The following is a 24,978-nucleotide window of genomic DNA, read 5'->3' as shown; positions in this document are numbered from 1 at the left end:
AGAATTGTTTCATAGATACCTTTAAAAATCTGTAGAACAGTAGAGAACTATGCCATAATGCTTCGCCTCATGATAAAAGAGGTCAAGGAATTTCCTCAACCTCTGATGTTCTATAAAAGCTATTACGGATGACTAACAATCATTTCAAGGTTTTTCCCCTCGAAAGTCCACTCTTCCACATCGCTTGGTAGGATAAAATGGTCTCCTTTTGCGATTGGATACGTTTCTCCATCTACGGTCAGCACACCTTGCCCTGCTAGCACACTTACTAGCAAATAAGCAGCTGTTTTCTCGATATCCACTTTTCCTGATACTTCCCATTTGTAAACAGCAAAGAAATCACTAGCTACTAAAAGCGTTGATGTCAAATCATCTGCTTTCACCGTAACTGGACGGCTATTAGCTGGTGCACCGATATTGAGCACATCAATGGATTTTTCCAAATGCAACTCGCGCAGATTGCCTTTAGCATCTTTTCGATCAAAGTCATAGACACGATAGGTAGTATCGCTAGACTGTTGTGTCTCTAAAATCAGAATGCCTGATCCAATGGCGTGCATAGTACCGCTTGGAACATAGAAGAAATCTCCGGCCTTGACTGGCACTTTGGTTAACAGCTTATCCCATTCTTTCTTTTCAATCTGCTGACGCAGCTCTTCTCGTGACTTGGCATTGTGCCCGTAGATGATTTCTGCTCCTTCATCTGCAGCAATCACATACCAGCACTCTGTTTTTCCCAACTCCCCTTCGTGCTCCATAGCATAATGATCATCTGGGTGAACCTGAACACTGAGCCAATCATTGGCATCCAAGATTTTGGTTAAAAGCGGAAAAACAGGCTCGCTGCTGTTACCAAATAACTCTCGGTGTTCTGCATAGAGCTGATCCAATCCCATACCAGCAAAGCGACCGTTTTTAATCGTAGATACGCCATGCGGGTGAGCCGAAATCGCCCAGTATTCGCCTACTTTATCACTGGGAATTTTATAGCCAAATTCATCTCGCAGCTTCGTTCCGCCCCAGATTTTTTCCTGCATAACAGATTGTAAAAATAATGGTTCTGACATCATTTCCTCCTTTAATATTGCACAAATGACTTAAATATTTTTAACATCTAAAAGAGAATACCCTCTCGTGTCAAAGCGATTGCGGCTTTTCGAATACTCAATCGGACGTCCAGTTTCCAGATAAACAACTTGCTCCACCTGCAAAATCGGATCTGTCTCTTGGCAAGCCAAATAGTTTTGGTCATATTCATCTGGCTTTTCAGCTGTGATATGGCGATAACTTCCGGCAAATTTTAAGTTTAATTCATCCCATAAATAAGCATAGATAGACTGAAGCAAAATGCTCTCATCCAACCCTGGCACCAAGTCACACGGCATATACGTGTGCTCCAACACATAAGGTTGGTCATCAAGCAGACGCAATCGTATAATTTTATAAACCGGTACTGTCATTTCCACTTGCAGGCGCTCTGCAATCTCAGCTTCTGGAAATTCAACTGCAAATTGAATAATCTGGCTCGTTAATTTTCGCTCATCATTTTTTAAACCTTGACTCAAGCCATTGTAGTTATTCAAGCGAAATTTTGAATCTTCTTTATCCCAAAAGGATGAATTTAACACTCTCGTCCCATTTCCTTGTTTGGAAAAAATCAATCCCTCAATGGTTAGAATCTCAACAGCTTTTTTTATAGTCATTCGGCTAACACCGAACTCTTTTGATAATTCAGACTGAATAGGTAACATGGAGTCTACTGGGTAGACTCCATTTGCGATTCTATCTCGAAGTATATTCGCTATTTCTTCGTATTTAGGCATATGATAGCTCCTGCAAATCTGTCATTCATCTCATTATAATACAGAATCAGGTTGTTTGTCCAGCATACGAAGGAATGGATACCAGATAAATCCAACAATCACCATATCCACTAACTGAAGGACACCACCTAAAATGGAATTAATTGCCATCATACCACTTTTTTCCTTGATACTCTAACTATACTATATTTTAAAACAAATGTCTATACTTTTTCGAATAAAAGGTTGGCTTTTTACCAAAAATATAGAATTATAATATTATAATATAGAATTTTTTATAAAGGAGAAAATACAGGTCATTTCTTTAAAGAACTGTCTGACAAAAATGGTTTTGAAGATTGAATTTAGCAAAACTCCCCAAGGATTCTGATACCTTGGGGAGTTTGAGTTCAACTATTTCTTTTCTAACAAAAAAAGTAAATCAACAGTCAAAAAAACAGAAACTCTTCTCAGATCATTTTGACCAAGAAGAATTTCTGTCTTACTTACTATCTTCAATTCAACTTACGCATACTCTGCGTCTTCATCGAATTGACTATTGTAAAGATCAGCATAGAAGCCGTTTTGTTCCATCAATTGTTCATGATTGCCTTGTTCAATGATATTGCCATCTCGCATAACCAAAATTAAGTCAGCATTACGAATCGTTGACAAACGGTGAGCAATGACAAAGGAAGTCCGTCCTTCCATTAGTTTATCCATCGCTTTTTGAATCAGCTCTTCCGTCCGTGTATCAACAGATGAAGTCGCTTCGTCCAAGATAAGTAATGGAGCATCTTTAAGAAGGGCACGCGCAATGGTCAGCAATTGCTTTTGCCCAACAGAGAGACTCACAGTATCGTCCAGCACCGTATCATATCCTTTTGGCAAAGTCTTGATGAAGTGATGAACCCCAACAGCTTTGGCAGCTGCCACAACTGCTTCATCAGAAATATTTTTCTGATTGTAAATCAAATTTTCCTTAATCGTTCCCTCAAATAACCAGGTGTCTTGGAGAACCATGGAGAAGGCATCGTGTACCTCAGAACGTTTCATTTGCTTGGTATCAATGCCATCAATCGTAATCCGCCCTTTCTCAATCTCATAAAATTTCATGAGCAAGTTGACAATGGTCGTCTTCCCAGCACCGGTCGGACCGACAATGGCGATCTTTTGCCCTGCTTTGGCCTTGGCAGAAAAATCATGAATAATCGTTCGATCTGGATTATAACTAAAGAATACCTTATCAAAGGTAACATCTCCTTTTAGGGTCGTGAGTTGTTGCGCTTTATGCTCATCATTTTCCATTTCAGGCTCTGCTAAAAATTCAAATACGCGTCCCATAGCAGCGCTAGCTTGTTGAAGAGTAGTAATCCCTTGTGCAATTTGTGACAACGGTTGAGAGAAAATCCGTACATATACCATAAAGGCAACAATCGTTCCCATAGTGACATCGCCATTCAAAGCCATGCTCGCCCCAACCAAAACAACCATAACGTAACCGAAGTTCCCTACAAACATCATAAGCGGCATCATAATCCCTGAAATGAATTGTGATTTCCACATACTGTTGTAAAGGTTAGTATTAAGTGTTTGAAAGGCTACTTTGGATTCGTCTGTGGCATTGTAGCTGACAATGACATTATGCCCAGAGTACATTTCTTCCACATAGCCATTGACGCTGGCAAGATTTTCTTGTTGTGCTCGGAAGAATCGTTGAGATTTTCCCATAATCAAAGCAACAAAGACAAAGCCAATCAAGACTGATCCAATCGTCACAAAGGACAAGACCACATTATTGTAAAACATCATAAAGAGAACCGCAATAAGCAGTAAACTTGATGAAATCACCGTTCCTAAACTTTGGTTCAAAGATTGCCCAACAGTATCCACGTCATTTGTGACCCGTGAAAGAGTGTCCCCTTGGGAATGGCTGTCAAAATAGCGTAGAGGCAATTTATTGATTTTTTCAGCAATAGCAGTCCGCAAGCGCTTGGAGAAATGCTGAATAACAGATGAAATGATAAAAGATTGAACATAATTTAACAAAGCACCTGCTGCGTACAAAATCGCTAAGAAAAGAGCAATATTAGAGATCGCCTTCAGATCAATTCGACTTCTCATTCCTTCTGTGATAAGATTGGTAATTTCTTTTAATTTGTCCGGACCATAAACCGTGATAACACTAGATAGCATTGCTCCCACAAATGCAACGAGCAATGGAAACTGGAATCCTTTGATATAGGGTTTCACTTGACTAAATAAAGATGATTTTTTATTTTCCATTTTCCAATTCCTCCTTCGATAATTGTGAGTAAGCAATTTCTTGATAAACTGCGTTCGTTGCCAGCAATTCTTTATGAGTACCCTGACCGACTACTTTTCCTTTATCCAGTACCAAAATCTGATCGGCATCCATAATCGTTGAAATCCGCTGCGCCACAATCAATCTCGTTGTGTCCTTCACTTTTTTCGCTAATTCTTCCCGCAAAATGCGGTCTGTCTTATAGTCCAGCGCTGAAAACGAATCATCAAAAATCAAAATTTCAGGCTTGCGAGCAAGCGCACGCGCAATCGCCAAACGTTGCTTTTGCCCACCAGAGAAATTCGTACCGCTTTGTGCAACTTCAGATTGCAAACCGTCTTCTTTTTCTTCAACAAATGATTTAGCCTGTGCCAAATCAAGTGCAGCCCACATTTTTTCGTCATCCAATGGGCTTTCATTGCTTTGCCCAAAGTCTAAATTACTCTTGATATCACCAGAGAAGAGGACAGCTTTTTGTGGAATGTAGCCAACTTTATTATGCAAATCTTCCAGCTGATAATCTTTGACGTTTACTCCATCCACTAAAATTCTTCCTTCTGTCACATCATAGAAACGAGGAATTAAGCTGATTAAAGTGGATTTCCCAGAACCGGTTGATCCAATGAAAGCTACGGTTTCACCTGCTTTAGCTGTAAAGCTAACATGTTCGATAACAGCCTCAGAATTTTTAGCATAGCGGAAAGACACATTGTCAAATACCACTTCCCCTTTGACATCTTTCGCTATTTTTGGCTCTGTTGGAGACTCAATCGTTGAATATAAATCAAGCACTTCATTGATCCGTCCGGCAGACACCAAGGTACGAGGTAGAATGATAAAAAGAGCCCCCATAAGCATGAAGCCTATCACCACTTGCATGGCATAAGACATAAAGACGACCATATCACTAAAAATTGGCAAACGTTCTGGTAAGGCTGCGTCTTGAATCAAGTAAGCCCCAATCCAATAAATCGCCAAAGTCAAGCCGCTCGAAATCCCCATCATAATTGGATTTAAAATCGCCATGAGACGACTGACAAAGAGATTCAAACGAGTCACTTCATCATTAGCTCCTGCAAACTTGTCATCTTGATAGTCTTCAGCGTTATAAGCCCGAACAACACGAATCCCTGTTAGACTTTCACGCGTAATACTATTTAACTTATCAGTCAACCGTTGAATAACAGATTGCTTTGGAAAGGCCAACGTCATCAGAACTGTTGTCATGATAATATTCACAATAACCGCCACAATAACCGCCCAGAGCCAGTATTCTGATTTCCCAATGATTTTCGTAATCGCCCAAATCGCCATGATTGGCCCACGCGTCACAACTTGCAAGCCCATGGTAATCATGAGCTGAATTTGCGTAAGATCGTTGGTTGTCCGCGTCAAAAGACTCGGAATAGAGAATCGCTTAATCTCAGCGTCTGAATAATCCAGCACACGATTGAAAATATCTGACCGCAAACTCGTTGTAAAGCTAGCCGCCAATCTAGCCGCAATAAAGCCAACTGTCACAGCACTAAGAAAGCTCGCAAAAGACAGCCCAATCATTTTCAAACCTGGATCCCACAAATCAGAAACTACTGTCCCCCTCGTTTGGAGGAGTTCCGTAATTTTTGAAATATAAGTTGGAACCTCTAATTCTAAATAAACTGTTAAACAAGTAAACAAGATGCTGATGACAATCATCCCTACTTCTTTGACAGTTAAACGTTTAAACAATTTAAACATTCGCTTCTCCTTTTTCTAATTTTTCAATATTCTGGTAAAATTTTCCCATCACTTGAAAAAAAGTAACCAAATCTTCTTCTGAAATATCTGTCAATAGGCAACGATCCATTTCATCAAAAAAATCACGAATTTTATTCATGCGCTCCTTTGATTCCGGCGTTAAACGAATAATCTTAGCGCGTTTATCGGTCTCACTTACTTCCAGATAAATCAAGCCATTCTTCACCATTCGCTTCATTAAATTACTGGCAACGGACTTAGTAATGCCCAACTCCTGCTCAATATCTTTAATAAAGGTCATCTTATCACAGTCTTCGCGGTGATTCACAAAATGCAATACTTGCCCCTGCGGACCCGCCATAAATTCAATTCCTCGCTCTTTGGCAATTTTTTGAATCATTAGATGCGTTTTTCGCCCAAATCGCTTGAATTCCAATAATGGTTTTTCCATTTTGACTTCCTTTCAAATAGTTCTCTAGAGAACCAATTGGTTTCCATGAGAACTATTTTACTATAATTCAAACGAATGTCAAGAAAAAAGTTCCTATGAGAACTATTTTCTTGACCAATCAAAAACCCAGCACTATAAAAGCTGAGTTTTCAGGTCATTAAATCAAAATCCCCTCCAAATGATCCAATTCATGCTGGCAGATTTGTGCAGGAAAATCTTTCAAAGTCAGCGTTTGTTTTTGCCAATGTTGATCCAAATATTCAACTGTAATTTCCTTATAACGAGTTGTCAAGCGACTCCCCACAAGTGACAAACAGGATTCTTCCGCTTGGTAAGGAGATGACTTCCCTTTCAAAATAGGATTGAACATGATAACAGGCACCATACCATACATAAAAATAATGAGCTGCTTCTGCACTCCAATCATATTGGCTGCCATTCCGACACACTTATCTTGGTTCGCTCTTAAGGTATCAAACAAATCCTGCCCAATTCCGACATCCTCTTTACTTGCTGGTTGTGCTTTCTGTTGCAAAAATAACATATCTTTTACAATTGGTTTAATCATTTTCTTCCTTATATCAAAAAAGAGCAAGCTTATTCAATATTCACTCACTTGCTCTCAATTACTCAATTATCCTTTGGCTTTTTCGCTGACTTTTTTAGCTAAGACAAAGTTTCCAAGTGTTGCTGACCCATTTCCTGCAACTGCTGGCGTCACAATGTAATCACGCACATCTGGAACAGGCAAATAACCATTCAACAAAACTGTGAACTTTTCACGAACACGATCCAACATGTGCTGTTGCGCCATAACACCTCCACCAAAGACAATTACATCAGGGCGGAATGTCACCGTTGCTTGAATTGCTGCTTGCGCAATGTAGTAGGCTTGAATATCCCAAACAGAACTGTTTAGTTCAATATTTTCACCTCGAATGCCTGTCCGAGCCTCTAAACTAGGTCCAGCAGCCAGCCCTTCTAAACAGCCATTATGGAAAGGACACACCCCATTAAATTCTTTTTCTACATCCATTGGGTGTTTTGCAACGTAGTAATGCCCCATTTCTGGATGACCCGTTCCACCAACAAATTCACCACGTTGAATGGCGCCAGCACCAATTCCCGTTCCAATAGTATAATAGACCAAATTTTCAATTCGTCCGCCTGCATTATTTCGCGCCACCACTTCACCATAAGCAGAGCTATTGACATCTGTCGTAAAGTAAATCGGCACATTTAAAACACGCCGCAAAGCTCCTACAATATCAACATTTGCCCAGTGTGGTTTTGGTGTCGTCGTGATAAAACCATACGTTTTTGAATTAGGGTCAATATCAATCGGTCCAAAAGAACCAACTGCAAGGCCGGCTAAATTCTCAAAACGAGAGAAAAATGCAATCGTCTTATCCAACGTTTCAATCGGTGTGGTCGTTGGAAATTGTGTTTTCTCAACCACTTCAAATTTTTCATTCCCAACTGCACACACAAATTTTGTACCACCAGCTTCTAGGCTTCCATACAATTTTGTCATTTCAAAACCTCTTTTTATTTTGTTTTCTTCTCTTCTTTATTCATTATAGCATATATTCGTATGACTTCTGAGTAAAAATCTTACTTTCTCTTCTCTTTTTCAAAGAAAAGGGAGTGGGAAAGAACTGGAAAGAGTTCATTTCCCACCCCGCACAGTTGATTGACAACTTTGAGACGTGAAGCGAGCAAAGAAAACAATCAACCGCTGTGTTAATGTGTTTTGTTAACCAAAAGTGAAGAAGCTGAACCCTTTTGCTCAGCCTCTTATCACATTATACGGTTAGGCTTTTAGCTCAATCACAGCATCGCCTTTCGCTACTGTACCCTCTGCAACAGGAGTAACAGAAGCATAATCAGCTGTGTTGGTAACAATCACCATAGTTGTGTCATCAAGACCAGCGGCTGCAATTTTCGCAGCGTCAAATGTACCAAGAACATCGCCAGCTTTCACCTTATCACCTTGAGCAACTTTTTGATCAAATCCGTCACCGTTCATAGAAACTGTGTCAATACCTACGTGAATCAAGATTTCAGCACCTTTTGCCGTTTTCAAACCGTAAGCGTGACCAGTTGCAAATGCGATTGTCACTTCTGCATCCGCAGGAGCATACACAACACCTTCACTAGGTTTCACTGCGATTCCTTGTCCCATAGCACCACTTGAGAACACTGGGTCATTGACATCTTTCAAGTCAAACATTTGACCAACGATTGGAGAAACGATTGTTTCATCAGAAAGGACTGGCGCAGCTGCTTCATTAGCTTCTACTACTTCTTTTGCTTCAGTCACTTCTTCTTCAGCATCTTTGTAACCAAATGCGTAAGTCAAACCAAATCCAAGACCAGTAGTTACAAGTACCATAAAGATATATTGAAGAACTTGACCATTCAGATAGAGAAGCGTACCTGGGATAATAGTAATACCAAATCCAGTACCAGCAAGTCCAAGAATAGAAGCTAACCAACCACCAGCAGCACCGGCAACAAGACCAAGTACAAATGGTTTACCATAACGTAAGTTCACCCCGAAAATAGCTGGTTCAGTAATTCCAAGACCTGCAGAGAGAGCAGCCGGGAATGCAAGAGCTTTTAGTTTTTTAGATTTTGTTTTTACACCAACTGCAAGAGTTGCACCCGCTTGGGCAGTCATAGCAGCTGTGATGATCGCATTAAAGGCATCTTTTCCTTCATTTGCAATCAATTGTGCTTCTAGTAAGTTGAAGATATGGTGAACACCAGTTACCACGATAAGCTGATGCACACCACCAAGGATGAGACCAGCTAAGCCAAACGGTAAGGCAAGAATAGCTTTTGTCGCAGCAAGAATGACATTTTCAAGTGAGTGGAAGATTGGACCAATGACAAAGAGTCCAAGAACTGACATCACAAGGAAGGTCAAGAATGGCACAACAAGCAAATCAAGCACATCTGGAATTTTCTTATGCAACCATTTTTCAAGTTTCGCACCAAGTAGTCCAATGAAGAAGGCTGGCAATACTGAGTTTTGATAACCAACTACTGGAATGAAACCAAAGAACATGATTGGCTTTGCAGCACCAGAAGCTACATCCCAAGCATTTGGAAGAGCGGTATTTACCAACATCAAACCAAGTACAATACCGATCACTGGATTCCCACCGAATACACGGAAAGCTGACCAAGAAATCAAAGCTGGGAAGAAGGCAAATGCTGTATCTGTCAACACAACTGTGTAAGTATAGAAGTCTGACGCAGCAAAGGCTTTTGAAGTTGTTCCAAATAACCCAAGAATCGTATCATTATTAATCGCACCACGAATCCCCATGAAGAGACCTGTTGCTACGATTGCTGGCAGGATTGGCACAAATACGTCACCAAATGTACGAACGGCACGTTGGAACCAATTTCCCTTTTTAGCTGCTTCTGCTTTTTGCTCACCAGTTGAAGATGTAGGCAAACCAAGCGCTACCACTTCATCATAGATTTTATTCACTGTACCAGTACCAAAGATAATTTGGTATTGGCCTGAGTTAAAGAAAGCTCCCTGAACCTTTTCAAGATTCTCAACTCTGTCTTTATCAATCTTAGCTTCATCTTTGACCATGACACGCAGACGGGTCGCACAGTGAGCAACACTACTTACATTGTCACGTCCGCCAATGGCCTCAATGACTGCTTTTGCAATGTCCTTATTTTCCATTTGCATCTCCTTATTGAAAATAATTAGCTTTTATGAAAGCGATTTAATCGCTCCTACGACTATTATTTTAACATGATTTCAAAATATGTCAAGCGTTTTGCAGAAATTTTATTTTTTCTATTAAAAAGTTGATTTTTTAAGAGAAAACGTTTACTATATAAGTAAGAAAATTATCTCGGAGGACAAAAGATTGGCTTGGACTACTGAACAACGTTACAAACGCTATGAACAATGGACTGAAAACGAAATCCAACAGATAAAAAATAAAATCGCTACATCACCTTGGCGTGCTACCTACCACGTAGAGCCTGATACGGGACTGCTGAATGACCCAAATGGTTTTTCCTATTTTGACGGAAAATGGATTGTCTTCTATCAAAATTTTCCATTTGGTGCAACTCATGGGCTCAAGTCTTGGGTACAACTGGAAAGTGATGACCTCGTACACTTCACAGAAACCGGTGTTCGTGTTCTGCCAGACACCCCATTAGACAGTCACGGTGCTTACTCTGGCTCTGCTATGCAGTTTGACGACAAACTTTTCCTATTCTATACTGGAAATGTCCGTGATGAGAATTGGGTTCGTCACCCTTACCAAATCGGCGCTTTGCTGGACAAAGACGGACATATTCAAAAACTAAACAAAGTATTGATTGAACAACCTAAGGATACTACAGATCACTTTCGCGATCCACAGATTTTCAATTATAAAGGCCAGAGCTATGCCATTGTCGGCGGACAAAATCTGGACAAAAAAGGCTTTATCAAGTTTTATAAAGCGATTGACCACGATTATACAAACTGGGTAGAAGTCGGTAATTTAGACTTTGAAAATGACAACACCGCCTACATGATGGAATGTCCAAATCTTGTCTTTATTGATGATAAGCCAATTTTGCTCTACTGTCCTCAAGGTTTATCAAAAGAAGTCACTCCTTATGACAATATTTATCCAAATATGTATAAAATAGGTCAATCGTTTGACACAAAGAAAGCAACAATTGTTGAACCTAGTCCTCTGCAAAATTTAGATTATGGATTTGAATGCTACGCCACTCAAGCTTTCAATGCTCCTGACGGACGTGCCTTAGCTGTCAGCTGGCTAGGATTACCAGATAGTGCCTATCCATCCGACCGTTTCGACCACCAAGGAACATTCTCTTTGGTCAAAGAATTAACCCTAAAAGACGGTAAACTCTATCAATACCCTGTCCCAGCTATCACATCCTTGCGCACAGATAATAGCCAAACATTTGCTAATCAAGCGCAGACAACGAACTGCTATGAATTAGAACTAGAATTTACAGCTGATTCACAAGCTGAAATCGTCCTCTTTGCAGATCAAGAGCATAAGGGGTTACGCATTTGCTTTGACATCAAAAATGGTCAAGTAACAGTTGACCGTAGTCAAGCCGGTGAGCAATACGCTCTTGAATTTGGTACTGTTCGTAGTTGTACGATTGAAAACCAAGCTACAACTGCTACTATCTTCATTGATAAGTCAGTTTTTGAAATTTTTATTAACAAAGGAGAAAAAGTATTTTCAGGTCGCGTTTTCCCTCATGAAAACCAAAACGGTATTTTTATCAGCGAGGGAAATCCAACTGGAACTTACTATGAATTAGATTATGGTCGCGAAGTTAACTGATGTTGCAAAAATTGCTGGAGTCAGCCCAACCACTGTATCCCGTGTAATTAACAAAAAAGGCTACCTCTCAGAAAAAACGATTACAAAAGTCAATGAGGCCATGCGCGAGTTGGGATACAAGCCCAATAATCTCGCTCGTAGCTTACAAGGAAAATCCGCTAAACTGATTGGATTGATTTTCCCAAATATCAGTCACATCTTTTATGCCGAACTCATTGACAAATTAGAACATGAGTTATTCAAAAGAGGCTACAAGACAATCATCTGCAATAGCGAGCACAATTCAAGTAAGGAAAAAGAGTATCTGGAGATGCTAGAAGCCAATCAAGTGGATGGCATTATCTCAGGCAGTCACAACTTAGGCATCTCTGATTATGACCGTGTAACAGCTCCCATTATCTCTTTTGACCGCAACTTATCCCCTTCCATTCCTGTTGTATCTTCGGACAACTATGCTGGTGGTGTCTTGGCTGCAGAAACCTTGGTCAAATCCGGTGCCCAAAATATCATTATGATTACCGGAAATGATAATTCAAACTCCCCGACAGGTCTCCGCCATGCAGGTTTTGCTTCCATTCTACCTGATGCACCAATTATCAATGTATCAAGTGACTTCTCTCCTATTCGCAAAGAAATGGAAATCAAAAATATTTTAAAACATAGAAAACCTGATGCCATTTTTGCTTCAGATGATCTGACAGCCATTTTAATCATGAAAGTCGCTCAAGAATTGGAAATCAAAATTCCAGAGGATCTAAAAGTCATCGGTTACGACGGAACTTATTTTGTAGAAAGCTACTATCCCCAACTAGCCACTATACAGCAACCATTGAAAGATATAGCTTGTTTACTGGTAGATTTGTTGCTTCGAAAAATTGCTGGTGAAGAAGTTGTGACAACCGGCTACTTTCTTCCCGTCCACCTCTCTTCAGGAAAGAGTATTTAATACTGTGAGATAGTTAAACCCCCACTTAAGTATTGAGAAATCTTAAGTGGGGTTTAGTGTTTATTCGTTGTTCTTATATTTTATCTGCCAGAAGCACATCATCAATAGCCTGCGCACAGCCACCGTGGTCGTTATCTGCCACAATAATATCTGCCAAACCTTTGATATTCTCATTGGCATTTCCCATAGCGACACCAAAACCTGCTTCGCGAATCATGCTTTCATCATTGTCAGCATCCCCAACAACAATGATTTGCTCCATAGGAAGATTTAATTTTTGAGCAAGGTGAGCTAAACCCTGCCCCTTTTCAACTCCTTGCGCTGTTAGTTCAAGACCACTTACTTCTGATTTTATCATGGCAATATCCTCAGATAACAACACCTCATACGATTGATCTCGATCCCTTGCCGTAAAGTGATAAATATTGATTTTGTCAAAATGCTCTCTCTCCTTAGCTAACAAATCGTAAATATTATCCACCAAGATAGCTGTTTTATCATAAAGTTCAGTATAAATTTCCATATAATAGTTAGCAATATTCTCAAAATGTGATTTTTGAAGATAGCCTTGTCCGTCAATCATACAAACCAGCATCAAATCTTGAACTTCTGCTATCGCCTTCACCTTATCCACTGCTATAGCAGGCAAGGTTTGCTTAGCTAAAACGCATTTAGCCTCCAAATCATAAATCAATGCACCACTTGCAAGAATAGCATAGCGAATCCCGCGCAAATCATCTCCATAAGGAAGCAGTTCTGACAAAGAGCGTCCTGTTGAAAGTACAACTTGTTTACCAGCATCTTGAGCTCTCCCAATCGCTTCAACGCTGCTTTTGGCAATTGTTTTTTTACTAGTCAAAAGTGTTCCATCCATATCAAACGCAATCAATTGATACATCCCATTACTCCTCTTTTCTATTACAACTAGTATAGCACAGTTTAAAATGGAATCGTCCAGAAAAAGATAACATGAATTCAAAAATCACTCTAGATAACTTCTAAAGTGATTTTTAAAATTCTCTCAAAGTCAAAGAATGATGTTATAATTCTTTTTTATATTTTTCAACTTCTGCTTTATTAGCCCACACAAAGTGTCCAGGACGAATTTCAACCATTTCTGGCTTATCTACTGAATAATCATGTTGAGCAGCATCATAAACCTTCAATACTTTCTTCCGCTCCAATATTGGGTCTGGAATTGGGACAGCAGATAGCAATGACTGCGTATAAGGATGGATTGGATTATTGAAGAGTTCTTCTGTTTCAGCCACTTCTACAATCACACCCTTATAAATAACAGCAATACGGTCTGAGATAAAACGTACAACTGATAAATCATGGGCAATGAAAAGATAAGTCAAGCCTAGATCTTTTTGGAATTTCTTAAGAAGATTCAAAACTTGCGCGCGCACAGAGACGTCAAGCGCTGAAATCGGCTCATCTGCAATGACAAAATCTGGTTCCATAACAAGCGCACGGGCAATCCCAATCCGCTGACGTTGACCACCAGAAAATTCATGCGGGTAACGTGTTAAATGCTCTGATAACAATCCAACTTCATGAATAATATCTTTCACTTTTTTCTTGCGTTCTTCTTCATCTTTAAATAAATGGAAATTATACAAGCCTTCCGAAATGATATAATCAACTGTCGCACGTTCATTCAAACTAGCAGCAGGGTCTTGGAAAATCATTTGAATTTTACGAATGATTTCTGACTCTTCTTCTTTTGATTTTTTGCCATTGATTTTTTTCCCTTCAAAGAAAATCTCTCCATGACTCGTATCATTTAAACCAATAATCGCACGACCAATTGTCGTTTTACCAGAACCAGATTCTCCTACAAGTGAAAACGTTTCTCCTTTATTGATAAAGAAATTAGCATTTTTAACAGCAACAAATTTCTTGCTTCCCTCACCGAAGGAAATTTCCAAATCTTTAACTTCTACTAATTTTTCAGGCATTTCCTTCCTCCTAGGCGTCTAAATGGGCAAAGCCCATTTTTAAGCTAATTTTTTCGTGCAAATCATCAATAACAGCAGGTTTATTCACTTTTGGAGCATTTTCATGAAGCAACCATGTTTTTGCCCAATGCGTATCTGACACATAGATTTGAGGCGGTTTTTCCTCAAAATCAATTTCCATCGCATAGTCTGAGCGGAGAGCAAATGCATCTCCTTGTAAATGTGAATAGAGAGATGGCGGCGTTCCAGGAATTGAATACAACTCACCCTTATCATCTGCCAACTGAGGCAGACTAGATAACAAACTCCAAGTGTAAGGATGACGTGGATCGTAAAAGACTTCTTCTACTGTTCCGTATTCAACGATTTCACCAGCATACATAACCGCAACCTTATCTGCAATACTTGCTACCACTCCAAGATCGTGGGTGATAAAAATAGTGGTGAATTGATACTCTTGTTGCAATGATTTCAACAAATCAATGATTTGCGCTTGAATGGTAACATCCAGCGCTGTCGTAGGCTCATCACAGATTAGAATATCTGGACGACAAGCAAGTGCAATGGCAATAACAATCCGTTGACGCATTCCCCCTGAATATTGGAATGGGTATTCATTAAAACGCTTTTCAGCATCAGGAATGCCGACCTTATTCATATAGTCAACAGCCATTTCTTTTGCTTCTTTTGGCGTTTTCTTTTGGTGCTTGATAATTACTTCTGTAATTTGGCTACCAATTGTGTTAATAGGGTCCAAACTCGTCATCGGATCTTGGAAGATTGTTGCAATTTTAACACCGCGTATAGGTTCCCAATCTTTATTAGACTTCAATTTTGTCAAATCTTGTCCACGGTAATCAATCGTTCCTTGAGCAACTCGACCATTTTCCTCTAACATTCCTGTAAATGTCTTTGTCAAAACAGACTTACCAGAACCAGATTCTCCTACAAGTGCAAGAACCTCACCTTCAATAAGGTCAAGCGAAACACCACGAATGGCTGTTAAGACTTTATCACGAACGTCAAATTCCACGACAATATCGCGAGCAGTCAATATTACATTTTTTTCTTGTGTCATATTTACTCCTATCTATGTGTACGTGGATCACTAGCGTCCGCTAAGTTTTGACCGACAACGAACAATGAAAGAGAAACCAAAATCAAGGTTGTCAATGGAATCCAGAAAAGATACGCATTTGTTGTCACATTTTGTGAATAATCTGAAATTAACCGTCCCAAACTTGGTACTGTGACAGGAAGCCCTAAACCAAAGAACGATAGAAACGCTTCATAAGAAATGAAACTTGGAAGCAGTTGCGAAGCCGTGGTCACAATAACAGAAACCAATTGTGGCATGATGTTTTTCACGATGATTTTCAGTGTTGGCGTACCCAAAGTTCGGCTGGCAAGGTTATATTCCAAGTCGCGATAACGCATGATTTGGATACGAATCGTATAAGCAATCCCAACCCAACCTGTGATGGTCATAGCAAAAATCAAGTTCCAGAAACCAGCACCAATTGAATAAGTCAAGACAATGACAATCAAGAGAGATGGGATGTTAGAAATGATATTGTACACTTCCATCATGATACGGTCAACGGTTTTTGAAATTCCCCAGATACCACCAATCACAATACCAATAACTAAGTTAATCACGGTTGCAATGACAGAAATGAGGATGGAGTTACGAGCTCCAAACCATACTCCGTCAAAAAGAGATTTCCCGTTGCTATCTGTACCAAACCAATATTGACCGTTTGGTTTAATATAACGCGCACCGAAATCATTCACCTTGCTGACATCGTTAAAGTCAAAATCTGAGAAAATCGGATAAATGAAACTCATCAAAATAATAGCGACCAAAATTCCCAACATGATAACTGTTGATTTCTTTTTTAGGAACTGACGCATAACTGATTTCCAGTAAGAATAGGCTGGAGCATCAATTGTTTCAGAGGCAAAATCATCGCGTTTAACAAATTGGAACTTAGTCTTATCAATTGTAGCCATTATTTACCTCCTTTTGATGTTAATTTAATACGTGGGTCAAGCACTGTCATCAGAATATCACCCAATAAAAGAGCGAAGATAGAAAGACAAGTAAAGATAAAGACAAGACCAACGACCATAGAATTGTTTGAAGCTTTAACAGAGTCAATCAACATCTTACCCATACCAGGGAAAGCGAAGACTGTTTCAGTCAAAGTTGCACCTGTAATAACCCCAATAACTGAGTTTGGAATGCTGGATACAAGTGGCACCATGGCATTTTTGAAAATATGTTTATTAGAAATTTCTTTTTCAGAAAGACCTTTTGCACGTGCAAAACGAACAAAATCTTGTGATTGCAAGTCAATCATATAACGGCGAATCCAAACGGCTGTCCAAGGCGCACTCAAGAGTCCAAGAATGACTGCCGGCAACACATAAGAGCGCCAATCACCTGCTCCCAAAATAGGGAATGAATCAGGCAAGCCAATCGCTGAACCAATCAAGCGAATGATATAAACCAAGGCAATAGTTGGCAGTGACATTAAGAAAGTCAAAGCACCGGTTGAAATACTATCAAACAATGTATTCTTAAAGCGAGCCATATAAGATCCAAGTGGAACGGCGATTAAGTATGACAAGGCCAAACCAATCAACCCAACAATAGAAGAACTCACAATCATAGATGGATATTGATAATTGCTCTCTGTCGCCGTATAAGGATCATCTTTTCCGTAATTAGCAACATCGCGTGCATCGGCTTGTTTTGGAGACTTATATGTACGCGTATAAATATTAACAGATGATGTTTTCTTTCCTGTTGGAAATTGAACTTCTGATGTCTTCGTTTGACCTTGCCCTTGTGAAATAACCTGTAAAACAGGAAGATTAGCATAGGTCGGATAAGAAGTTCCTAGATTTAATCTTACAAAATTTTGGTGAATAAATGGAAACTGACTATTGAAATATAATAAATATTTATGTCTTGTTCCAGAACCAACAACAGACCAACCAATAGCAGGATCATTTTCAATGCGAATATAACGCTTCAAATTCGGATTAGAAGCATCTTTCACAGCACCTGTATGGTCAATTTGAATCAAATTACCATAGAAACCAAGAACGCGTTCATAGACTGGAACTTCACGAGTTGCATAAAATTGCTTGCTTTCTTTAAATTGCTGCAATTTCCAACCGCGTCCCAGCTTTTTGATGTAAGCTTCATAGATTTTTTTATTTGCATTAGTAGGTTCTACTGTTACAGAGGAATTCTCTTTACTAGCTTTTTCTTGTAATTCCTTCGTATCATAGTAGTCAATGTAACCCATACGCTCAAAAATCGTATTTTCGTAATTGGCTTTTTTATCAGGAGTTGTCGCTATTTTGTTATAGTTTGGGTCCTGTTTGAAAATCAACTTCCTAGGCACCATGGTATAGATAATGGTGTAAGTCAGCGTTGTTACCATGAAAATAGATACTAAAGAGCGTAAGATACGCATAAAAATATATTTCTTCATTTACCGTTTCCTTTAAAATCCCAAAAGAACTTTCCCTCCTGTTAGAGAAAGTTCTGATGAGAAGTTTATTTTACATGATCTGCTAATTCTTTTTGTATTTTAATGATTCAGCATGAGTCACATCAGATATTCCACTTTAATAACTATGGTTAAGTTATTAAACATAACCTGTCAGCCAAGACCGAAGGAACTGATAGAGAAATGCCACGCGTCACGACAAATACCTATTTTCAATTTTAGAATACCTTCAATTTTTAAACTGATTGTTTAAAATTATATCACAATTCTGGTTAATTGTAAAATCAATTGTCAGAATATTTTTATCATAATTGAACTTTTTTTGTTTTTCTGTTAAATTTTATCTAATTTTTTTCAATTATTTAACATGATCTGCAAGTTCTTCTTGAGCCTTTTTATTAGATTCTGTGCGCTTTTTATTCCATTTTTCCATTGCTTTCTTGTATTGATTTTGAGTCACAGGCTCATCTTGGAGTTCAAGATATTTATATAGAATGATTTCACTATTCCCTTTGTTTCCTGACCAAGCAAATGGATTAGTAAATGGCACTGTACGAGAAAGAATTGGACGACCAGTCAAGGTTGTTGTCGGAATAACCAAAGCATTATCAGTCAACCAAGCTTGGGCTGCAGCATATTTTTCATAGCGTGCATTCGTATTAGTGGTTTCTTTTTCAGCTTCATTCAACAACTTTTCATATTCGTTCATACCAACTTGTGCTGCTGCAGCGTTATTCGTACCTGCATCAAATCCTAGATAAGTCTTAGTGTTTTCACCACTTGAAGGTTTGATGACATCAAGATAAGTAGATGGGTCTTGGAAGTCTGGACTCCAACCAACATTATCAGAAAGGTCCCAATCTTCTGCTGCTGCAGATTCAGCAAAGTAAGTGATATTATTCACGTCGTCTTTAGACATTTGTTGAATATCAATCACAACATTTTCTTTACCAAGATTTTTTTCAATAGATTGTTTCAATGATTGCACACGTTGAACTTTATTAGTCGCTGTTTGGTCAACTGGCATATCAATGTGGATTGGGAATTGAACGCCGTCTGCTTGAAGCGCTGCTTTCGCTTTCGCTAATTTTTCTTTAGCTTTAGTTGGATTGTAAAGACCATCTTGCGCATCATTTAAGTTGACATCTTTCCAACTTTCATTATAACCAACTAATTTTTCTTTGACTAATTCTCCAAAGCTTTTGTCATCTGTTTGAACAAACGTTGGCGGTACAAAAAGATTACGGAGTATCTTCGTCGCACCGTCTTTACCATTCACCTGTGATGCATAAGCAGTGCGGTCAAATGCAAAGGTAATCGCTTGACGGAAATCCTTGTTTAGCAAAGCTTTCTTAGTAGAAGTTTTTTGAGCATCTGTTGTCTTTGAAGTGTGATTGTAAGATTGACGATCAATATTTGTAGCTACTAAGTAAGTCGTTGCATCTTGTGGAGTATAAACGATGTTGTTTTTGTATTTCTTGCTGACAGAAGCATAACTTGGGCTAGTTGGAAATACTTTAGCATTGGTAAATGAGCCATCACTAAATCCTTTAGCAAGTTTGTCTTGGTCTTGACCATCATAGTAGGACAACTTGATGTTGTCAATGTGCACATTCTTCTTATCCCAGTAGTTTGGATTTTTAGCAAATTCAACAGACGATTTCGCTGTGATAGATTTCAGCAAGTATGGACCATTATAAAGAAGACTAGATGGGTCTGTTGCTTGTGCAAATTTATTGCCTTTTGATTTCAAAAATTCTGCATTAACTGGTGCTAGAACGCCCATTGTTGTTTTAGAATTCCAAAAGCTTTCTGGTCGATTAAGCGTGTATTGAACCGTGTAATCATCAACTGCTTTGATACCGACAGAAGAGAAATCTTTATTTTCACCCTTCATGTAAGCATCCAAGCCTTTAACAGAATCTTGCACCAAGTAAATAGCATCAGATTTATTATCCGCAGCATATTTTAAGCCTGTCACAAAGTCTTGTGCCTTAACTTCTGCATACTCTTCGCCCTCTGATGTGTACCATTTGGCACCCTTACGAAGTGTATAAGTATAAGTCAAGCCATCCTTGGAGACTGTCCAATCCTTCGCTACAGAAGGAACTAGATTTCCGTAACGGTCATTTTCCAAGAGTCCGTCAATGACATTACTGGTAAGATTTGCAGTAGCTGCTTTCCCAGTTGTCAAATAGTTCAGGTTATCTGGATCTTGCTCATAAATATATGAGAATGTTTTGTTCCCCGAGCTTGTTTTAGAGCTAGAACAAGCTGCTAGAGCTCCTGTTGCAAGCAAGGCTAGCGCTGCAAGGGTAATGATTTTACTTTTCTTCATGAATATTCCTCCCAAAATCATTATTTTTATACATTCTAGCAAACAAAATATAAAAAGTAAATAGAATTTTCTAAATTTTATGACATATTTTTTTAGACCTAGTATCAAAGGGATTATATTAATCTTACAATTTTATAGATAGAAAAAAGCAGATGAAACCCACTTTTAAGTGAGTTTTACCTGCTTTTATAAATGTATTATTTTACATGATCAGCTAATTCATCTTGAGCTTTTTTATTAGACTCGGCTTTTTCTTTTTGCCATTTCTTCTTAGCTGCTTCATAGTCTTTCTTAGTGACAGTATCGTTACCGACTTTAATGTATTTGAAGTAGGTTGAGCTACCTTTACTACCTGTTTGCGCAAATGCACCTGAGAACGGTTGAATGCGTGACACAAAAGTTCCGGCACCTGTTGAAGCCATTGTTGGTAAGACAAGTGAACTGTCTGTTAACCAAGCTTGTGCTGCTGCATATTTTTCATAACGTTTTGCAATGTCTGTTGTTTCTGCACCTGCTTCATCGACTAATTTATTATATTCGTCCAAGCCGACTGCTTTAGCACCAGCATTTTCACTACCAGAGTCAAATCCAAACCATGTCTTCGTATTATCAGAAGCTGTTGATTTCAAAATGTCAAGATAAGTAGATGGATCTTGATAGTCGGGATTCCAACCAACAGCGCCTGAGATATCCCAGTCTTCTCCAGCTGCATTTGGAGCATAGTAAGTGACGTTGTTAAAGTCATCTTCTGACATCATGTTCAAGTCCATGACAACATTTTCTTTACCAAGTACTTTTTCAACAGATTGTTTTAAAGACTGCATCCGAGCAACGTAGCTCTTAGAAGTTTCTACAGTAGGAACATCTAAGTGGATTGGGAACTGTACACCTTGAGCTTGCAAAGCTGCTTTTGCTTTTGCAAATTTTTCTTTTGCTTTTGTTGGATTGTACAAGCCGTTTTGTGAATCAGCTAGTTTGACACCCTTCCAGTCATCGCCATAGCTTGCTAATTTTTCTTCTACAACATCACTAAATGATTTTTCACCAACTTGAACAAAATTAGATGGTACAAACATATTACGGATTGCTGTGGCAGCACCATCTTTACCATTTACTTGTGCTGCATAAGATTCGCGGTCAAGTGCAAAGTTCAAAGCTTGACGGAAGTCTTTGTTCAACAATGCCTTTTTCGTTGAATTTTTTTCTTCATCTGTTTTCTTAGCCGTGTGGTTGTAAGATTGACGGTCAATATTAAGGGCTAAAGCAGCCGTTCCAGAGCCTGCTTCTGCTGTATAGATATTGTCCTTGAATTGTTTTTCAAAAGTTGCAAAGTTTGAACTTGTTGGGAAGAGGCGTGCGTATGAGTATGCCCCATCTTTGAAATTACGAGCCAATGAGTCCTGGTCTTGACCATCATAGTAAGCAAGTTTAATGCTATCAACTTTTACTTTATCTTTATCCCAATAATGTTTGTTTTTAACATATTCTACCGCAGATTTTGCTGTGATAGCTTTCATCAAGAATGGTCCATTATAAAGGATTGAGTTAGGGTCTGTTGATTGGCCAAATTTATTTCCTTTAGATTTCAAAAATTCTGCATTGATTGGCCACATAATGGCAGAGGTTGTCTTAGAATTCCAATATGGTTCTGGCTTGTTCAATGTATACTGAACAGTATAATCATCAACTGCTTTCACACCTACCGTTGAAAAGTCTTTTGTTTGACCATTCACGTAAGCATCTAAACCTTTAATTGAGTTTTGAACCAAATAAAGCGCCTCAGATTTTTTATCGGCAGCATGTTTCAAACCAGTTACAAAGTCTTGCGCTTTAACTTCTGCGTATTCTTCCCCTTCTGATGTGTACCATTTGGCACCCTTACGAAGTTTATAAGTATAGGTTAAACCATCTTTTGATACAGTCCATGACTTAGCCATTGATGGTACAAGATTTCCATATTTGTCATTTTCTAACAATCCGTCAACTCCATTTGTCACAAGATCGCTAGTGGTTGCTTTTCCTGATGTTACATAATCCAAAGTTTCTGGATCACTAGAATACACATAACCAAATTTTGTTTCAGCTGAGTTCGATTTCGAACCCGAGCAAGCAGCTAAAGACCAGACGTTAAAAGAGCTAGCCCCGCAACTGCGATGATTTTACTTTTTTTCATAGTTACCTCCGAAAAGTATGATATATTCTAATTATACTATAACTTAACAAAAAGTAAAGAATTTTCAAACAAATCTTTCAACAAAAAACGTTGTTGTGAGCCGAAATGCTTTCAAACAACGGACTCACTTCTCGTATCCTATTGATGGATACATTGCTTTTTAGGTTATTTCCTCTCTGGGTGAATGACATACGTTTCAAAATCCAGATTCGGCATACATTCTGCTAAATCGTTCTCAATGCGCTTCAGTGCTTCTAAACGCATTTCAACAGATGTGTGAGCATTCCCTTGAATGATAAAAATGGCATTTTTTGTCTCGTCATCAAATTTATAGTTTTCTCCGTCACGAACATCTAGCCATGCTAAAATTCCTTTTTGATCACGATAAACATAATCAGTCTGTGAAACGTGTTTTTCCGTAGATAAAATCGGCAGAAAAACGTCTTCATTTTGGCTAACAGTAAACTCTATCTGCTCCTCTATTTTATCCAAATCATGTCCACCAATAGCTAGTAAAGAATGCAAAGATTCGACATTGTAAATATCAATAATACTGTTAATATGTGGAATAGAACCACGATGTCGAATATTCCGAATAAGCGCCAAAACGGTAGGAGGATTCTTCTTGACACTACGTCCAACACTTTGCAACAAATCTTTGTAGCCTTGAATGACTGCATCATCAGACACTTCATCCACATTGCATTTCAAGGCCCACTTTTCCATTTCTTTTTGCTTTTCCAAAAATGAAGCGGATAAAGGCGCATGTGGATCTACATTTTTGGCAATGCCAATTACCACATTTTTAATTCCAAGCGCTACGAGACTTTCATCAAGTATAAACTTCATCATGATCTACCTCCGGATAATAATTTAGAGAATTGATTAACTATTAAATCCTTTGCAAAAAGTCTTATTTTATTGCTAAACCACTGCTCTTTATGACAATCTAGTTGTAGATTTCATTTAAAATCTTGCACCAATTTGTTATACTGATAAGACTTTCTATTTATAAAAGATATTAAAAAGACTGGAATAGGCTCCAGATTGTGATACCAATCATGGAAGCCTGTCCCATTCTATTATTTTTCACTATTTTCAACCGCAGCTGTGACAAAAGCCGTATAAAGTCCTTCTGGACGATTAGGGCGGCTGGATAATTCTGGGTGGTATTGACACGCCACAAAGAATTTATTTTCTGGAATTTCTACAATTTCTACCAGACGATTATCAGGTGAAACTCCTGAGAAGACAAATCCTGCGTTTTCAAATTGTTGACGGAATTCATTGTTAAATTCATAACGGTGGCGGTGACGACGCTGCACAACTTCTTGATTGTCATAAGCTGCAGCGGCTTTGGAACCACGTTTCAACTTAGATGGATACAGTCCTAAGCGAAGCGTTCCTCCCATGTCTTCTACATCAATCTGATCACGCATCAAATCAATAACAGGATGTTTCGTATCAGGATTTAATTCTGAAGAATTAGCATCTTCAAATCCTAACACATGGCGAGCAAACTCAACACAAGTCAACTGCATACCAAGGCAAATTCCAAGCATTGGCACATCATTTTCACGCGCATATTGAATGGTCGCAATCTTTCCTTCGGTTCCGCGATGACCAAATCCACCTGGCACAATAATACCGTCTGCATCTTTCAACAATTCGGCGACATTTTCCGTTGTGACATCATTCGCATTGACCCAATTCAGCTTGATTTCTGCATCATTGGCATAACCAGAGTGCTTGAGAGCTTCTACAACAGAGATATACGCATCTGGCAACTCCACATATTTCCCAACAAGCGCAATTTTCACTTGTTTCTTCAAGTTCATGACTTTATCAACCATAGCAGACCAATCTGTCATATCCGCTTCTGGCACGTCCAACTTCAAGTGATCACAAACGATTTGGTCCATGTTTTGTGCTTGCAAATTCAGCGGAATTTGATACAAATGTTCCACATCTAACGACTCAATCACTGCTTCTGGTGCCACGTCACAAAATTGCGCTAATTTATTTTTAATATTTTGACCTGCTGGCTTTTCAGTGCGAATGACCAGCATATTCGGTTGAATACCCAGACCACGCAATTCTTTTACAGAGTGTTGAGTTGGTTTGGTTTTCATTTCCCCAGCTGCTTTCAGATAAGGAAGCAAGGTCGTGTGAATATACATCACATTGTCTGCTCCGACATCTGCCTTCATTTGACGAAGCGCTTCTAAGAATGGCAAGCTTTCGATATCTCCAACAGTCCCTCCCACTTCTGTAATAATCACATCAGAGTCTGTTGTCGTTGCAGCACGTTTAATCTTTTCTTTTAAAGCGTCTGTAATGTGTGGAATGACCTGGACAGTTGCTCCAAGATACTC

The 24,978-nt window shown here is 38.9% G+C and carries 18 protein-coding genes and 2 pseudogenes; 2 read left to right on the top strand and 18 right to left on the bottom strand.

Annotated features, from left to right (window positions below):
- Positions 1-122: 122 nt before the first annotated feature.
- The 9 genes and pseudogenes from manA to HMPREF2887_RS03455 all read right to left on the bottom strand — a co-directional run bounded on the left by manA (position 123) and on the right by HMPREF2887_RS03455 (position 10,007).
- On the bottom strand, positions 123-1,067 hold the full coding sequence (manA, locus tag HMPREF2887_RS03495) for a mannose-6-phosphate isomerase, class I (protein WP_084740537.1): 945 nt from the start codon (positions 1,065-1,067) through the stop codon (positions 123-125).
- A gap of 30 nt (positions 1,068-1,097) precedes the next feature.
- Complete coding sequence (locus HMPREF2887_RS03490; RefSeq protein ID WP_084740534.1) at positions 1,098-1,823, bottom strand: GntR family transcriptional regulator; 726 nt, start codon at positions 1,821-1,823, stop codon at positions 1,098-1,100.
- 33 nt (positions 1,824-1,856) lie between these two features.
- Positions 1,857-1,982: pseudogene (locus HMPREF2887_RS03485) on the bottom strand (PTS cellobiose transporter subunit IIC); the annotation flags it as partial.
- 345 nt (positions 1,983-2,327) lie between these two features.
- Positions 2,328-4,088, bottom strand: a complete 1,761-nt coding sequence (locus HMPREF2887_RS03480; RefSeq protein ID WP_084740531.1) for an ABC transporter ATP-binding protein — start codon at positions 4,086-4,088, stop codon at positions 2,328-2,330.
- The gene (locus HMPREF2887_RS03475; protein WP_084740527.1) at positions 4,078-5,844 is read right to left on the bottom strand and encodes an ABC transporter ATP-binding protein; all 1,767 of its coding nucleotides are present in this window, start codon (positions 5,842-5,844) and stop codon (positions 4,078-4,080) included. Before HMPREF2887_RS03475 ends, HMPREF2887_RS03480 begins: the two co-directional genes overlap by 11 nt.
- Positions 5,837-6,295: a MarR family winged helix-turn-helix transcriptional regulator gene (locus HMPREF2887_RS03470; RefSeq protein ID WP_003031754.1), complete on the bottom strand. Its 459-nt coding sequence runs from the start codon at positions 6,293-6,295 to the stop codon at positions 5,837-5,839. Before HMPREF2887_RS03470 ends, HMPREF2887_RS03475 begins: the two co-directional genes overlap by 8 nt.
- A 157-nt stretch (positions 6,296-6,452) precedes the next feature.
- Positions 6,453-6,863, bottom strand: coding sequence for a peptide deformylase (locus HMPREF2887_RS03465; RefSeq protein ID WP_021002023.1), 411 nt, complete (start codon positions 6,861-6,863; stop codon positions 6,453-6,455).
- Between the two features lie 66 nt (positions 6,864-6,929).
- On the bottom strand, positions 6,930-7,829 hold the full coding sequence (gene scrK, locus HMPREF2887_RS03460; protein ID WP_021002024.1) for a fructokinase ScrK: 900 nt from the start codon (positions 7,827-7,829) through the stop codon (positions 6,930-6,932).
- Positions 7,830-8,108: 279 nt separating this feature from the next.
- On the bottom strand, positions 8,109-10,007 hold the full coding sequence (locus HMPREF2887_RS03455; protein WP_021002025.1) for a sucrose-specific PTS transporter subunit IIBC: 1,899 nt from the start codon (positions 10,005-10,007) through the stop codon (positions 8,109-8,111).
- A gap of 190 nt (positions 10,008-10,197) precedes the next feature.
- Between HMPREF2887_RS03455 and HMPREF2887_RS03450 the strand changes: the two genes are divergently transcribed.
- Both HMPREF2887_RS03450 and HMPREF2887_RS03445 read left to right on the top strand, forming a co-directional pair.
- Positions 10,198-11,655, top strand: a complete 1,458-nt coding sequence (locus tag HMPREF2887_RS03450) for a sucrose-6-phosphate hydrolase (protein ID WP_057489804.1) — start codon at positions 10,198-10,200, stop codon at positions 11,653-11,655.
- Positions 11,636-12,601: a LacI family DNA-binding transcriptional regulator gene (locus HMPREF2887_RS03445; RefSeq protein ID WP_003026172.1), complete on the top strand. Its 966-nt coding sequence runs from the start codon at positions 11,636-11,638 to the stop codon at positions 12,599-12,601. Before HMPREF2887_RS03450 ends, HMPREF2887_RS03445 begins: the two co-directional genes overlap by 20 nt.
- 73 nt (positions 12,602-12,674) lie before the next feature.
- On the opposite strand, the gene HMPREF2887_RS03440 is transcribed toward HMPREF2887_RS03445, so the two are convergent.
- From HMPREF2887_RS03440 to HMPREF2887_RS03400, 9 genes and pseudogenes are all read right to left on the bottom strand, one after another.
- Positions 12,675-13,499: a Cof-type HAD-IIB family hydrolase gene (locus tag HMPREF2887_RS03440; protein WP_021002027.1), complete on the bottom strand. Its 825-nt coding sequence runs from the start codon at positions 13,497-13,499 to the stop codon at positions 12,675-12,677.
- A 142-nt stretch (positions 13,500-13,641) separates the two neighbouring features.
- Positions 13,642-14,565: an ATP-binding cassette domain-containing protein gene (locus HMPREF2887_RS03435; protein ID WP_003031730.1), complete on the bottom strand. Its 924-nt coding sequence runs from the start codon at positions 14,563-14,565 to the stop codon at positions 13,642-13,644.
- Positions 14,566-14,575: 10 nt separating this feature from the next.
- Positions 14,576-15,643: an ABC transporter ATP-binding protein gene (locus HMPREF2887_RS03430; RefSeq protein WP_021002028.1), complete on the bottom strand. Its 1,068-nt coding sequence runs from the start codon at positions 15,641-15,643 to the stop codon at positions 14,576-14,578.
- An 8-nt stretch (positions 15,644-15,651) separates the two neighbouring features.
- A complete protein-coding gene (oppC, locus tag HMPREF2887_RS03425) occupies positions 15,652-16,578 on the bottom strand; it encodes an oligopeptide ABC transporter permease OppC (protein WP_003026180.1) in 927 nt (308 codons plus the stop codon).
- The gene (locus HMPREF2887_RS03420) at positions 16,578-18,074 is read right to left on the bottom strand and encodes an ABC transporter permease (protein WP_003026183.1); all 1,497 of its coding nucleotides are present in this window, start codon (positions 18,072-18,074) and stop codon (positions 16,578-16,580) included. Before HMPREF2887_RS03420 ends, oppC begins: the two co-directional genes overlap by 1 nt.
- Before the next feature lie 376 nt (positions 18,075-18,450).
- Complete coding sequence (locus HMPREF2887_RS03415; RefSeq protein WP_021002029.1) at positions 18,451-20,430, bottom strand: peptide ABC transporter substrate-binding protein; 1,980 nt, start codon at positions 20,428-20,430, stop codon at positions 18,451-18,453.
- A 197-nt stretch (positions 20,431-20,627) separates the two neighbouring features.
- A pseudogene (locus HMPREF2887_RS03410) lies at positions 20,628-22,603 on the bottom strand (peptide ABC transporter substrate-binding protein).
- Between the two features lie 165 nt (positions 22,604-22,768).
- The gene (locus HMPREF2887_RS03405) at positions 22,769-23,452 is read right to left on the bottom strand and encodes a B3/B4 domain-containing protein (protein WP_106079118.1); all 684 of its coding nucleotides are present in this window, start codon (positions 23,450-23,452) and stop codon (positions 22,769-22,771) included.
- Between the two features lie 233 nt (positions 23,453-23,685).
- The coding region (locus tag HMPREF2887_RS03400; RefSeq protein WP_261673815.1) for a CTP synthase at positions 23,686-24,978 on the bottom strand (1,293 nt) is incomplete at its 5' end.

The sequence above is a fragment of the Streptococcus sp. HMSC071H03 genome (assembly GCF_001813035.1).
Classification (GTDB): Bacteria; Bacillota; Bacilli; order Lactobacillales; family Streptococcaceae; genus Streptococcus; species Streptococcus anginosus.
Note: the sequence above shows the minus strand (reverse complement) of the source record. Positions and strands in the feature narration are given on the sequence as shown.

What these genes read in the sequence shown, in the direction of transcription:
- HMPREF2887_RS03405 (WP_106079118.1), bottom strand. Translation starts at nt 23,452, where the DNA reads ATGAAGTTTATACTTGATGAAAGTCTCGTAGCGCTTGGAATTAAAAAT.
- HMPREF2887_RS03430 (WP_021002028.1), bottom strand. Translation starts at nt 15,643, where the DNA reads ATGACACAAGAAAAAAATGTAATATTGACTGCTCGCGATATTGTCGTG.
- HMPREF2887_RS03415 (WP_021002029.1), bottom strand. Translation starts at nt 20,430, where the DNA reads ATGAAGAAAAGTAAAATCATTACCCTTGCAGCGCTAGCCTTGCTTGCA.
- HMPREF2887_RS03440 (WP_021002027.1), bottom strand. Translation starts at nt 13,499, where the DNA reads ATGTATCAATTGATTGCGTTTGATATGGATGGAACACTTTTGACTAGT.
- HMPREF2887_RS03435 (WP_003031730.1), bottom strand. Translation starts at nt 14,565, where the DNA reads ATGCCTGAAAAATTAGTAGAAGTTAAAGATTTGGAAATTTCCTTCGGT.
- HMPREF2887_RS03420 (WP_003026183.1), bottom strand. Translation starts at nt 18,074, where the DNA reads ATGAAGAAATATATTTTTATGCGTATCTTACGCTCTTTAGTATCTATT.
- HMPREF2887_RS03465 (WP_021002023.1), bottom strand. Translation starts at nt 6,863, where the DNA reads ATGATTAAACCAATTGTAAAAGATATGTTATTTTTGCAACAGAAAGCA.
- scrK (WP_021002024.1), bottom strand. Translation starts at nt 7,829, where the DNA reads ATGACAAAATTGTATGGAAGCCTAGAAGCTGGTGGTACAAAATTTGTG.
- HMPREF2887_RS03475 (WP_084740527.1), bottom strand. Translation starts at nt 5,844, where the DNA reads ATGTTTAAATTGTTTAAACGTTTAACTGTCAAAGAAGTAGGGATGATT.
- HMPREF2887_RS03445 (WP_003026172.1), top strand. Translation starts at nt 11,636, where the DNA reads ATGGTCGCGAAGTTAACTGATGTTGCAAAAATTGCTGGAGTCAGCCCA.
- HMPREF2887_RS03480 (WP_084740531.1), bottom strand. Translation starts at nt 4,088, where the DNA reads ATGGAAAATAAAAAATCATCTTTATTTAGTCAAGTGAAACCCTATATC.
- manA (WP_084740537.1), bottom strand. Translation starts at nt 1,067, where the DNA reads ATGTCAGAACCATTATTTTTACAATCTGTTATGCAGGAAAAAATCTGG.
- HMPREF2887_RS03455 (WP_021002025.1), bottom strand. Translation starts at nt 10,007, where the DNA reads ATGGAAAATAAGGACATTGCAAAAGCAGTCATTGAGGCCATTGGCGGA.
- HMPREF2887_RS03490 (WP_084740534.1), bottom strand. Translation starts at nt 1,823, where the DNA reads ATGCCTAAATACGAAGAAATAGCGAATATACTTCGAGATAGAATCGCA.
- oppC (WP_003026180.1), bottom strand. Translation starts at nt 16,578, where the DNA reads ATGGCTACAATTGATAAGACTAAGTTCCAATTTGTTAAACGCGATGAT.
- HMPREF2887_RS03470 (WP_003031754.1), bottom strand. Translation starts at nt 6,295, where the DNA reads ATGGAAAAACCATTATTGGAATTCAAGCGATTTGGGCGAAAAACGCAT.